This is a genomic window from Methylobacterium crusticola (genome assembly GCF_003574465.1).
GTDB lineage: Bacteria > Pseudomonadota > Alphaproteobacteria > Rhizobiales > Beijerinckiaceae > Methylobacterium > Methylobacterium crusticola.
In genome coordinates, this window is record NZ_QOWC01000082.1 from 21190 (window position 1) to 33995 (window position 12806).

The window sequence follows — 12806 nt, forward strand, 5'->3', positions numbered from 1 at the left end:
GAAATTCAGTCCGGCTGAATTGACGCGCGCTCGCCGACCTGCCCGCGGTGGCGCAGGGCGTGGTCGGCCAGCACGCAGGCCATCATCGCCTCCCCGACCGGCACCGCCCGGATGCCCACGCAGGGGTCGTGGCGGCCCCTGGTCACGACGTCGGTCGCCCGGTTGTCGCGGGTCACGCTCGCCCGCGGCGTCAGGATCGAGGAGGTCGGCTTCACGGCGAAGCGGCAGACCAGGGGCTGGCCCGTCGAGATGCCGCCGAGCACGCCGCCGGCGTGGTTGGCGAGGAAGCTCGGACCGCCCCGGTTGCCGGGCCGCATCTCGTCGGCGTTGTCCTCGCCCCGGAGCGCCGCGGCGGCGAAGCCCTCGCCGATCTCGACGCCCTTGACGGCGTTGATCGACATCATGGCGGCGGCGAGGTCCGCGTCGAGCTTGCCGTAGATCGGCGCGCCGAGGCCCGGCGGCACGCCCTCGGCCACCACCTCGATCACGGCGCCGACCGAGGACCCGGCCTTGCGGATACCGTCGAGGTACGCGGCCCATTCCCGCGCCGCCTCGGCGTCCGGGCAGAAGAACGGGTTGCGCCCGACCTCGTCCCAGTCGAAGCGGGCGCGGTCGATCCGGAGGGGGCCGAGCTGCACCAGGGCGCCCCGGACGGTCACGCCCGGCACCACCTTGCGGGCGATGGCGCCGGCCGCCACCCGCGCGGCGGTCTCGCGCGCCGACGAGCGGCCGCCGCCGCGGTAGTCGCGGATGCCGTACTTGGCGTCGTAGGCGTAGTCGGCGTGGCCGGGCCGGTAGGCGTCGCGGATCTCGCCGTAATCCTTGGAGCGCTGGTCGACGTTCTCGATCACGAGCGCGATCGGCGTGCCGGTGGTGAGCTGGTGCCCGCCGGTGCGCTCGTCCGAGAACACGCCCGACAGGATGCGGACCGCGTCGGGCTCCTGGCGCTGCGTGGTGAAGCGCGACTGCCCGGGCCGCCGCCGGTCGAGCTCCGCCTGGATCTCGGCCTCGGCCAGGGGGATCAGCGGCGGGCAGCCGTCGACGACGCAGCCGAGGGCCGGGCCGTGGCTCTCGCCGAAGGTGGTGACGCGGAAGAGGTGGCCGAAGCTGTTGTGGGACATGGCCGCGCCGGTCTAGCGCGCCCCGCGTCGCGGGGCCAGCGCGCCGCGGGCCAGCCCGGCCCGCGTCAATCCGGCACCTCGTCGAGCGTGCGCGGCTCGCGGGCGGGGGCGGCGTTGCGCGTGTGCCGGACGCCGGACAGCGCCCCGTAGGCCTCGAGCCGCGCCCGCATGAGCGAGCCGAGGGGCCGGAACGCCGCGAGGCTGTGGGCCGGGCGGAACGATAGCACGTCGTCCATGTAGGCCTGGCGCGCCGGCCCGTAGGCGTCCTGCACCGGTAGGACGATCCGGGCGACAGTGCGGTAGGGGCTGACGGCTTCCGGCCATTCCACCGAGGCGTCCTCGACCGGCATCCGCGCGAGGTCGGTGCAGAGCTGCACCCGCAGCTCGAACTCCGCCGCGTGCTCGCGGCAATACGCGACGACCGCGTGCCGGAAGGCGTCCGGGTCCTCGCCCGCGTCGATCTCCCGCCCGGCGAGCGCCCGCTGGGCCGGGGAGACCGGGAAGGCCGCGACCTTGGCGACGTAGGCGCCGTACCGGAGCGCCGCCTGGCTGTGGTAGCTCTCGGCGAGGGGGTGGAACGGCGGGTGGCCGAGGAAGTCGAGGAGCGGGCTGTCCTTGCCGGTGACGGCCCTCACGGCGGAACCGGCGAGCCGCGCCGCGCCCGCCACCGCGGCCTTCACGCCCTCGGGCGCCGACGTGCCGGCCTCCAGGCCGCGCATGCTCCTGAGGAAGCTCGCGGCGTCGGGATTGGGGAAGACCGGGCCGGTCGCGAGGACGAAGTCCTGCGTCGCGTGCCCCTCGTGGCCGGGGAGCTTCTCGCCGGCGACGCCCAGCACCTTGATGGCCATGCCGCGGTGCGTGGAGACGCGGTCGCTCAGGATCTCGCCCGGCCCCTGCGCGAGGCGGACCAGCACCGGATAGGTGCCGCTCCCGGCGAACAGCCCCTGCGCCAGGGGCTCGGGCAGGCCGTCGAGGACCGTGAGGGTGCCCTTGAGCAGGCCGCTGCTCTTGGCGTGCGAGGCCCTGACGGCGTGGCCGTGGCGCGCCGCCACCGTCTCGCTCTCGCGCGTCATCGAGGCGATGATCGCCGCGATGGTGCGGTCCTCGTCGTCGCGCGGCGTCTCGATGCCGTCGCGGTAACGCAGGTAGGGCGTGTCAGTCGTCATGGGCCGGCCCGCAGTACCAGACCGGCTCAACCCGGATACCGTAGGGGAGTTCCTGCGAGACGATCGGGCACGATCCGCCCGCGGGCGGTGGATCCCGCCTTCCGGGGCGAGGCGGGGCCCGGCCGGGTCCCGCCCCGGCGCTCACCCGGCCTCCGGCCGCGCCAGGACGCCCCCGGTGATCGCCTCGCGCACCCCGGTCGTCGACGGGAAGGTGAGGGGAAGGCCCCGCAGGGAGCGCACCGCCAGGTAGGCGAAGGCCTGCGCCTCCAGGAAGGCCGAGGACCAGCCGACCGCGTCGGCGGTCGTGATCTCGGCGGCCAGGAGCGCGTCGAGTTGGCGCAGGAGCTCGCCGTTGCGGGCGCCGCCCCCGGCGACGATCCAGCGGGTCGGCGGCTCGTGCGCGTGCTCGAGGGCGCGGGCCACCGCCCGCGCCGTGAAGGCCGTCAGGGTCGCGGCGCCGTCCTCGGTCGAGAGCTGGCCGGCGAGCGTGTGCGAGAACCAGTTGCGGTCGAGCGATTTCGGCGGCCTGCGGCCGAAGTAGGGGTGGCCCAGGAGCCAGGCGAGCAGCGGCTCGTCCGGCCGGCCCCGGGCCGCGGTGGCGCCGTCCTCGTCGAGGGCGAGGCCGGTGCGCTCGCGCATCCAGTCGTCGATCAGCGCGTTGCCGGGCCCCGTGTCGAAGGCCAGCATCCGGCCGTCCCGGGCGATCAGGGTGGCGTTGGCCACCCCCCCGACGTTGAGGATGCCGAGGCTGTCGGTGAAGCCCGAGGCCTGCGCGAGGGCGCGGTGGAACACCGGCACCAGGGGCGCCCCCTGCCCGCCCGCCTCGATGTCGGCGAGGCGCAGGTCCGACACGACCGCGATGCCGAGGCGCCGGCTCAGGGCCGGGCCGTCGCCGATCTGCACGGTGAGCGCCTGGGCGGGCCGGTGCGTCACGGTCTGGCCGTGGAAGCCGACCACGTCGATGTCCGCCGGTGCGAGGCCGTGCCCGGCCAGGAACGCCTCCACGGCCTCGGCGTGGCGGCGCGTGACGAGCTCCTCGGCGGCGGCGAGGCAGCCGGGGCGGTCGCGGCGCCCCGTCACCGCCTCGGCGTCCGCGAGCGCCCGGCGCAGCAGGGCCCGGTCCTCCTCGCAATAGCCGCGGTAGCCGGTCGGCCCGAGGGGCGCGAGGAGGCCGTTCCGGCTGCGCACCGCCCGCACGGTCTCGCCGTCGGTCTCGATCAGGGCGACGTCGACCCCGTCCAGCGAGGTGCCGCTCATCAGGCCGATGGCCCGCCTCATCGTCATCGCAAGGGTGGCCCCCCGTGCCTTTCCGTCCCGGCACTGCTATGAGCCGGCGCAATTCCACGCGCCCGAGCTAGCATGGCGGTGCGGGCTTGTCCCGGCGGCCGCCACCGCCGCCTCCACCGCAGACCGACCGAGAGCCCCTATGGCCGCGCCCACCGGCTTCGCGCCGCGATCCGACTTCCTCCGCGTCCTGTTCGAGCGCGGCTACGTCCACCAGTGCTCCGACTTCGCGGGCGTGGACGAGGCCGCCCGGGCGGGCCGGCTCACGGCCTATGTCGGCTACGACTGCACGGCGCCCTCGCTGCACATCGGCCACCTGCTCTCGATCATGATGCTGCACTGGCTCCAGGCCACGGGCGGGCGGCCGGTCGCCCTCATGGGCGGCGGCACCACCCGGGTCGGCGACCCGTCCGGCCGCGACGAGAGCCGCAGGATCCTCACCCTCGACCAGATCGAGGCGAACAAGAACGAGATCAAGACGACCTTCACGCGCTTCCTGCGCTTCGGCGAGGGCCCGCGCGACGCCCTGATGGCCGACAACGCCGCCTGGCTCACGACCCTCAACTACATCGAGATGCTGCGCGACATCGGGCGCCACTTCTCGGTCAACCGCATGCTGTCGATGGACAGCGTGCGGCTGCGGCTCGAGCGCGACCAGGAGCTGTCGTTCCTCGAGTTCAACTACATGATCCTGCAGGCCTACGACTTCGTGGAGCTGAACCGCCGCCACGGCGTGACGCTCCAGATGGGCGGCTCCGACCAGTGGGGCAACATCGTCACCGGGGTCGACCTCGGGCGGCGCCTCGGCACGCCCCAGCTCTACGCCCTGACCTGCCCGCTGATGACGACGGCGTCGGGCGCCAAGATGGGCAAGACGGCGTCGGGCGCGGTCTGGCTCAACCCGGACATGCTCGACCCCTACGCGTACTGGCAGTTCTGGCGCAACACCGAGGACGCGGATGTCGGCCGCTTCCTGCGCCTGTTCACCCTGATGCCGCTGCCCGAGATCGCCCGCCTGGAGGCCCTCGGCGGACAGGAGATCAACGAGGCGAAGAAGGTGCTGGCCACCGAGGCCGCCGCGCTGCTGCACGGCCGCGAGGCGGCGCAGGCCGCCGCCGAGACGGCCCGCCGCACCTTCGAGGAGGGCGCGCTGGCCGAGAGCCTGCCGACCGTAGCGGTCGACCGCGCCCTGATCGCGGCCGGTCTCGGCGTGCTCTCGGCCTTCGGCCCCGACCATGCCGGGCTCGTCGCCTCGACCAGCGAGGCGCGGCGCCAGGTCCGCAGCGGCGGCCTCAGGCTCAACGACGTGCCGGTCTCCGACGAGCGCGCGCGGATCGGGCCCGCCGACGTCACGCCGGAGGGCGTGGTGAAGCTCTCGTTCGGGCGCAAGAAGCACGTGCTGCTGCGCCCGGAATGAGTCCGGGGCGGCCCGGACCTGGGCCTGCGGCCTCGGCGGGCGGCGCCGGGTGCCGATCGGCCTGCGCCGGGCAGACCCCCGGGCGGCGTCCCGACGGCGGGGGCCGCCCTTCGCGGCCCGCGCGACCGGAAGCACGATCCGCGGCGCGCGCCGGGGCTCGGCGCCGCGCCCGCCTCCGTCAGCGCTCCATGCGCTGGGACTGCGCCGCACCGGGGTCGCCGCCCCCGGCGCCGAAGAGCTTGCGCAGGAAGCCCGGCGCGATCGCCGAGAGCGGGTTGACGCTGATGTTCGGCGCGCTCATCGGCCCGGCGACCCGGAAGTTGATGCCGAACAGGCCCTCGTTGTGCCCGCCGCCGAGGAGCGGGCCGAAGATCGGCACCTGCGAGACGACGTTGTTGAGGCCGTAGAGCGGCACGAAGGTGCCGGAGACGTCGGTCCGGTCGCGGCCGGTGTCGATCCAGCCGCCCAGGGTGAAGCCCATGGCCGGGCCCGAGATCGCGGCCTCCTGGAAGGCGATCCGCGTCCCGGTCCGGATGAAGGCGGCCCGGAGCTTGTCGAAGCCGACGTCGTTGGCGTCCTGGCGCCGCTCCGGGGCGAGGGCGTTGCGGTCCTCCGCGGCCGGCTCGCCCTGCGCCATGATGCGGTTGAGGGCCGGCTCGTTGCGCAGGGCGAAGGAGCGGACCTGCACGAGGCCCGATTGCGGCCCGTCGTTCATGGTGGTCTGGAGCGACAGGAGCCCGCCCTGCATCCGCTTGTAGATGTCGAGGAAGCGCAGGGCCGCGCCCGCGTCGCTCGTCTCGGCGGTGAGCACCGGCGGGCCGCCGCGCTCGGCCCGGGCGACCTCGAGGCTGACGCCGGCCGAGCGCAGCCGGCCCTGCACCCGGGCCTGGCGCAGGTCGTCGCCGCGCAGGGACAGCTTCAGGCTCGCATTCGTCAGCGCCTCGTCGTTGAACCCGGTCAGGATCGCGAAGCTGAGGTCGGCGTCGATGTCCCGGGCCGCCCCGTCCTTGGCGCCCTTGCGGGGCGGCGCCGTCAGGGCGCGCAGGAACGGCCGCGCATCCGCCACGCCGCCCTTCGCGCTCACCCTGTAGCCGCCGCCGCTGCGCTCGACCTGGGCCCGGATGTCGTCGCCGGGCGAGAGCTTGAGGCTCGTGAGGTCGGCCCGCTCGAGCCCGCCCTCGGCGCCCAGGGAGGCGCTGCCCCGGGCCGTGACGATGCCGGATTCGAGCACGATGTCGCGAAGCTCGCTGCCGCCGCCGCCGCCCTCGACGAGCGCGAACGACAGGCGGCCGGGCTTGCCCGCCGCCTTGCTCCAGCCGGGCAGCAGCCCGTCGATCGAGGCCCGCGCCAGGTCGGCCTCGACCCTGATCGGGTTCCTGCCCGGGCGGCCGACCGGCACGACGAAGCGCGCCGTCACCGGCCCGGCGAGCTGCGGGGGCGCCGGCAGGTTTTTGCGGGCCCGCACGGCGTCGTCGAGGGTCATGGTGACCACCGCCTCGCCCGCCGCGCCGGCCTTCGGCTGATGCAGGTCGACCGCCATCGGCGCCCCGGCGAGCCGGCCCTCGCCCTTGAGGCTGAAGCCGCCGCGGTCGTACGCGAGGGCGAAGCGGCCGCCCTCCAGGCGGTCCTTGCCTACCAGGCGGTCGACCGCGATCTCGCTCAAGGAGCCGCTCAGCACCACCGGCAGGTCGGCGACGTCCGGTACGTTGTTGAGGGCGAGCGGGAAGTCGATGCGCAGGTCGGCCTGGCCCCGGATCGCCGCCGGGTCGAGGTCGGCGCCGCTGAGGGTCCGGAACAGCTTCGTCTGGAGCAGGGACGCGACGGCGTCGGCGCCGCCGGTGAGGCGGAGCCCGATCTGCGCCGTGACGTCGTTGGGCACCGCGTCCTTGATCACGAAGGAGCCGTCCTGGAGCGCGAGCGCCCGGCCGTCCGGCATCCGGATCTCGGCGTTGGCCCCCCGGATGGTGGTGTTGCGGCCGGTCACGACCCCGGTGACGCGCCCGCGCGACAGGGGCGGCGCGTCGGGCGAGATCTGGAGCCCGCCGTCGCTGACCGAGAAGGCGATCTTCACGGCGTTGTCGGGCACCGGCTCGCCGCGGGCCGCGGCGGCGAACTCGGCCATGCTCATGTCCACCACGATGTCGAGCGCCTCGAGGCGCCCGGCCCGCAGGTTGTCGACGAGGTAGGTGCGGATCGGCGGCGCCACGTTCTCGGGCCAGAGCCGCAGGGCGCTGCGCCCCTCCGCCCGGTCGGCCGTGATCCGCAGGGTCAGGCCGCCGTCGTCGGCCCGGGTGCCCAGGGTGCCGGCGATGCTGCCGCTCACCGTGTCGCCCGTGAGGGCGAGCCGGTCGATCTGCACCCCGTCGTCGCGGCCGGAGAGCCTGGCCTCGACGCGCGCGATGGTCACCGGCAGGTCGCCCGGCGCGGCCCCCCGCAGCACGGCGTCCCGGCCCTCGAGCCGGGCGGTCCAGGCGGTCTCGGCCCCGGCCGGCCCGGCCACCCACTCGCCCGACAGCCGCACCCGGTTGCCGGCGCCGCGGTAGTCGACGGTATCGAGCCGCAGGGCGCGCCGGTCCTCGTCCCAGGCGGCGTCGACCGACACGGCCTCGACGGTGACCGGGTTGAAGTCCTTCTCCTCGATCAGGAGGTTGCCCTCGCTGGTCTTGAGGGCGAGCGACATGGCGTCGAGCTTCGCGCCGTGCATGGCGACGTGCGCGCGGCCCGACAGCTTCAGGTCGGTGGTGAGCGGCAGGCGCGACTGGCCGGAGAGCAGCAGCAGGTCCGTCGCCGGCAGGTCGTCCAGGGTCAGCACGCCGCGGCGCAGGCCGTCCGGCCCCTGCTCGAGGTCGCCGCCGAAGCGCCAGGGCCCGTGCGGGCCGACGATGCGCATCTCGAACACCCGCGCCGGCCGGACCGCGTCGCGGGTGAACAGGCCGTCGACGCGGGGGAAGACCGCCCGCTCGGTGCCGGCCTCGTCGGTCAGGGTCAGGCGCGCGTTGGTGAGCCGCGCCCGGTCGAGGGTGCCGATCACGCCCTCCGGATCGAGCACGAGGCTCAGGATCGACGCCACCGTGGCGGAGACCGGCGAGACGGTGCCGCGGGCGGCGTCCACGCCCGGCGGCGTGCGCGGCTGCGCGTCGGCCGGGTCGGCCGCGGCCGCGAAGGCGATGGAGCCGTCGTGGTGCAGCAGCGCCCGCAATTGCAGGTCGCGGAACTCGACCGAGCGCGCCTGCACCGAGAGGCTCAGGAGCGACCACAGGTCGATGCTCACCACCGCGAGGGGCGCCCGCACCACGAGGTCGCCCTCCGGGTTGCGGATGTCGAGGCCGGTGGTGCGCAGCGCCAGGGCGCCGTCGCGGTCGATCTCGATGGCGCTGTCGCGCAGGGCGACGGCCCAGCCCGGGCCGAGCCGGCCCGCGATGGCCTGCGCCACCCGGGGCTCGAGCCAGGCGCAGCTCACGGGCCCGCTCGAGAGCCGCAGGTAGGCGAGGCCGGTCCCAAGGCCGAGGAGCAGCGCCGCCGCGAGCTTGAGCACCAGCACGCCCCGCACGCAGGTCCGCAGCACCGACCGGCGCCCGGCCGGGGCACAGGTCCGGAGCGCCGGCGGATCGGAGGCGTGGTCCATGCCCGTGGTCACTCGTGCGTCGTCGCGTCTGGGCGGCCTGCCGGATCGGAGCCCGCTGGCGGCGGCTTCCCGGTCCGGTGACCGCAGGGTAACGTCTGGTTCATGAATCCACCGGATGACGCTGCGGCGCGTCGGCCCATCACCGCGGCAGCTCCCCGACCCGAGGACCGCGCGATGACCGCTCGCCCTGAGGCACACCATCAATCGGCCGAAAGGAAGGCACGATGCCCCTGAATCCTGGCGATCCCGCTCCCGACTTCACCCTGCCGGGCACCGGCGGTGAGACGATCAGCCTCTCCGCCCTGAGTGGCCGCAAGGCGGTGCTGTACTTCTACCCCAAGGACGACACCAGCGGCTGCACCCTGGAGGCGCAGGCCTTCAACGGGCTGCGGCAGGCCTTCGCGGAGGCCGGCACCGTGGTGATCGGGGTCTCGCCCGACTCCCTGAAGAGCCACGAGAAGTTCCGCGCCAAGTACGAGCTCGGCTTCCCGCTCGCCTCCGACGAGGAGAAGGGGATGCTCGAGGCCTACGGGGTCTGGGCCGAGAAGAGCATGTACGGCCGCAAGTACATGGGCGTCGAGCGCACCACGGTGCTGGTCGACCGCGACGGCCGCGTCGCGCGGGTCTGGCCGAAGGTGAAGGTGCCCGGCCACGCCGACGAGGTCCTGGCCGCCGCCCGCGCGCTCTGAGCCGCCGGGGCACCGGCCCAGGCGGGGCGCGTGGGACGCCGCCCCGCCCCGGCGGGGCGAGGCCCCCGCTCGGGGCCATTGGCGGATCCTTAACCTTAACGCGGCACGGTCCGGCGGCGTCACGGAACGGCCAGATGCCCCTCACTCGCCTCACGACCATGCCCGCCGCGCGCCTGCGCTCGCTCCTTGCCCCGCCGGTCCCGGGGGCGGTGTGGGTGGTGCGCCGGCGGACCCTCGCGCTGGGCGGCCTCGCCTACGCGGCCCTGGCGCTGTGGGCGAGCGCCGCGACCTGGTTCATCGTCTTCCACGACCAGGCGCTGGCCCAGTTCATGGAGCGCCAGAGCGCCCAGCAATACGCCTACGAGGAGCGGATCAGCGCGCTGCGGGTCCGCCTCGACCGGGTCGCGACCCAGAAGCTCCTGGAGCAGGACGGCGTCGAGAACCGGATCGCCGACCTCGCCAGCCGTCAGGTCACCCTGGAGAACCGGCACGCGATGCTCGCCGGCCTCTCCGAGCAGGCCGGCGACGGCGCCGGGCTTCCGGGCGCGGATTACGGCACGGCGCCGATCCTCGCCCCCCTGACCGGCCCCCTCCCGGGAATCGGCGGCCCGGTGGCGGAGCCCAGGATCGCCGGGGAGCCGAAGCCGGTCCCGGTCCCCTCCCCCACCCCCGAGTCGCTCGGCCTGCGCACCGATGCCGGCGACGGGGCGCTGACCCCGGCCGAGACCGGGTCGCGGCCCTCGGGCCCCGGCGCGACCCTGCGCGTCGCCGGCCTGGAGCGCGCCCTCGACGGCATCGAGGCCCGGCAGAGCCTCGCCCTCGACCAGATCCTGGTGCGCGGCCGGGCCGAGGCGGCGCGGCTGCGCGTCGCCGTGGCGGAGATCGGCCTCGATGCCGGCCGCTTCCTGCCCGCCCGGGCCGGCGGGGTCGGGGGCCCGCTCGTGCCGGTGGGCGACGGCCCGTTCGAGAGCGCGGTGATCCAGGCCCAGCGCAACCTCGGCGAGCTCGGCCTCCTGCGCCGCGTCGTCCGGGCCCTGCCGCTGCGACGCCCGACCGTGATCGATGCCGGCCTCTCCAGCACGTTCGGCTACCGGGTCGACCCGTTCACCCGGGGCCTCGCCCTCCACACGGGCGTCGACCTCAAGGCCGAGTACGGGGCCCCGGCCCGGGCCGCGGCCGCCGGCACGGTGGTGTCGGCCGAGTATTCGGGCGGCTACGGCAACATGGTCGAGATCGACCACGGCCACGGCCTCGCCACCCGCTACGGCCACCTCTCGGGCTTCGCCGTCGTGCCGGGCCAGGCGGTCGCGGCCGGCCAGGTCGTCGGCCGCGTCGGCTCGACCGGCCGCTCGACCGGCCCGCACCTGCACTACGAGACCCGCATCGACGGCGAGCCGGTCGATCCGCAGCGCTTCCTGCGCGCCGGGACCCGCCTGCTGGCCGCCCGCTGACGGCCCGTGCGCCGCGCGCGGGGTCGAGGGCTTTCCCGCGAGGGAGGCTCGCCCCGTCCCCTGGCGGAGGACGGCCGCCCGGGGCGACGCGCCGGAGGCGGACGCTCCGTGCCCCCGGCGCGCTCCCCGCGCTTCCCGCGCGCCTCAGGCCTTGGCGAGGCCCGGGCCCGCGATCGCCTGCTCCCGCAGCCGGTCGTAATCCTGCTTGTCGACCGGGGTGGCGGTCGGCTGGCCGAGATCCTTCATCGGGATGCGGTAGGTTTCCCGGGCGCTCAGGGCCGCGAGCGCGGCCACGACCGTGACCGCCAGGGTGATCGCCCCGACGGTGAGCGGGATGTTGGTCGATCCGGGCGGCGCCACCGTGGCGAACAGGGCCGGCAGCAGGGCGGTGACGGCGGTGCCGATATTCTGCGAGATCGCCATCGCCGACACCCGCGTCCGCGTCGGGAACAGCTCGGGATAGAAGCTCGGGAACACGGCGTTGTAGCCCTGGTAGACCACGCCCCACATGAGCAGCGACATCACGATCGCCAGCGGCACGTTGCTGATGCTGATGGCGTAGAGGTAGCCGAACGACAGGAGCCCGGAGCCGATCGCCCCGACCACGATCGGCGGGCGGCGGCCGATCTTGTCGGACAGGTTGCCGACGAACGGGATGACGACGACCGCCAGGATGTTCCCGAGCACCGGGATCCAGAGATAGATGTCCTTCTTGAAGCCGATGCCGTAGGCGGCCTGGACCGCGTAGGCGGCGCCGAAGATGGTGGCGACCACCGGGATCACGTTCATCAGGGCCATGCAGACGACCCGGAGCATGTCCGGCCAGCTCGTCGAGAACGCCTCCACGATCGGCGCCTTGGCGACCGCGCCCTGCCGGTCCTCCTCGGCGAAGGCCGGGGTCTCGTCGACCTCGCGGCGGATGATGTAGCCCGCGATGATGACGACGAAGCTCAGGAGGAAGGGGATGCGCCAGCCCCAGCTGTTGAAGGCCTCTGTTGGCATGTAGTGGGCGAGCGGCAGGAACACCGCCGCGGCGAGGATCTGGCCCGCCTGCACGCCCTGGAGGGTGAAGCTCGAGTAGAAGCCGCGGCGGCCGAAGGGCGCGTGCTCGAGGATCATCGAGCTCGCGCCGGAGATCTCGCCGGCCACGGCGAAGCCCTGGATGAGGCGCAGCATGACGAGGAGGATCGGCGCGAGGATGCCGACCTGGCTGTAGGTCGGCAGCAGGCCGACCGCGATGGTCGAGAATCCCATCAGGAACATGCAGACGATCAGCACGGTCTTGCGCCCGTGGGTGTCGCCCCAGTGGCCCAGCACGATCGCACCGATCGGCCGGCTGACGTAGCCGACGCCGTAGGTCGCCAGGGAGGCCACGATCGCGACCGTCTGATTGTCGGAGGGGAAGAACAGCTGCGGAAACACGAGGGAGGCCGCAGTGGCATAGATGAAAAAGTCGTAATATTCGAGTGCGGAGCCGATCCAGCCGCTCGCCGCCGCTTTCTTCGACTGGTGTGTGCCTTGCGGCTCACGATCCGACAACGCAGCCATTGTGTCTCCTCCAGTACTGATTGGTCGAGTCCAGCGGGCGCCGCGGGCTGAAATCGACGGCCTTTCGTAACATGACGAGCCGCCCGCACAAACGGTTTCGCGGCCGGCAAGTCAACGGAAATGCGTGCCGGAGATGGGATCTTACCGCTACGCTCGAGCTCTCGCGCCCAGGATCTGCGACCCTGGGTTCAGTCGCCGCCGAATCACACGGAACCGGCGAGGAACCCGGGCGAGACCGTCAGAATCCGCAGCGGACCGGCACCACCGATCCGGCGAGCGGTCCCGTCACGGCACCGACGCTGCGGGGCGTTTCCGCGGATGCGGGCGCGGCGGCGGACGCGGGCGCGGGGGCGGGCACCGGCGCCGCGTCCTGGCCGAGGAAGGCGCGCACGGCCTCCGCGCCGGTGAGCGGGTGGGTCATCGGCGGCATCACCCCGGCGACGAGGCGGGGCTGGGCCGGGAGGCGGGCGACGAGACCGACGAGGCGGCCGGCCCGGTCGAGGAC

Annotated in this window: 8 protein-coding genes and 1 pseudogene; 3 read left to right on the forward strand and 6 right to left on the reverse strand. The window is 74.3% G+C overall.

Annotated features, from left to right (window positions below; translation table 11 throughout):
• Positions 1-5: 5 nt before the first annotated feature.
• The 3 genes from aroC to DT057_RS21030 all read right to left on the reverse strand — a co-directional run bounded on the left by aroC (position 6) and on the right by DT057_RS21030 (position 3571).
• Positions 6-1121: a chorismate synthase gene (gene aroC / locus DT057_RS21020; protein ID WP_128564058.1), complete on the reverse strand. Its 1116-nt coding sequence runs from the start codon at positions 1119-1121 to the stop codon at positions 6-8.
• 65 nt (positions 1122-1186) lie between these two features.
• Entirely contained in the window at positions 1187-2287 is a 1101-nt protein-coding gene (locus tag DT057_RS21025; RefSeq protein WP_128564059.1) for a catalase family protein, read from the reverse strand.
• A 141-nt stretch (positions 2288-2428) separates the two neighbouring features.
• The gene (locus tag DT057_RS21030; RefSeq protein WP_203236338.1) at positions 2429-3571 is read right to left on the reverse strand and encodes an anhydro-N-acetylmuramic acid kinase; all 1143 of its coding nucleotides are present in this window, start codon (positions 3569-3571) and stop codon (positions 2429-2431) included.
• 142 nt (positions 3572-3713) lie between these two features.
• Between DT057_RS21030 and tyrS the strand changes: the two genes are divergently transcribed.
• Positions 3714-4988: a tyrosine--tRNA ligase gene (gene tyrS / locus DT057_RS21035; protein WP_128564060.1), complete on the forward strand. Its 1275-nt coding sequence runs from the start codon at positions 3714-3716 to the stop codon at positions 4986-4988.
• Positions 4989-5166: 178 nt separating this feature from the next.
• Here tyrS and DT057_RS21040 read toward each other — a convergent pair whose 3' ends face one another.
• Positions 5167-8613, reverse strand: coding sequence for a YhdP family protein (locus tag DT057_RS21040; protein WP_128564061.1), 3447 nt, complete (start codon positions 8611-8613; stop codon positions 5167-5169).
• 224 nt (positions 8614-8837) lie between these two features.
• On the opposite strand from DT057_RS21040, the gene DT057_RS21045 reads away from it, so the two are divergent.
• Both DT057_RS21045 and DT057_RS21050 read left to right on the forward strand, forming a co-directional pair.
• Positions 8838-9302 (forward strand): peroxiredoxin, encoded by a 465-nt coding sequence (locus tag DT057_RS21045; protein WP_128564062.1) that lies wholly within the window; start codon positions 8838-8840, stop codon positions 9300-9302.
• A 134-nt stretch (positions 9303-9436) separates the two neighbouring features.
• The gene (locus tag DT057_RS21050) at positions 9437-10753 is read left to right on the forward strand and encodes a M23 family metallopeptidase (protein WP_269153013.1); all 1317 of its coding nucleotides are present in this window, start codon (positions 9437-9439) and stop codon (positions 10751-10753) included.
• Positions 10754-10897: 144 nt separating this feature from the next.
• Here DT057_RS21050 and DT057_RS21055 read toward each other — a convergent pair whose 3' ends face one another.
• Positions 10898-12301: an MFS transporter gene (locus tag DT057_RS21055; protein ID WP_128564063.1), complete on the reverse strand. Its 1404-nt coding sequence runs from the start codon at positions 12299-12301 to the stop codon at positions 10898-10900.
• 238 nt (positions 12302-12539) lie between these two features.
• Positions 12540-12806, reverse strand: a pseudogene (locus DT057_RS35550) (serine protease); the annotation flags it as partial.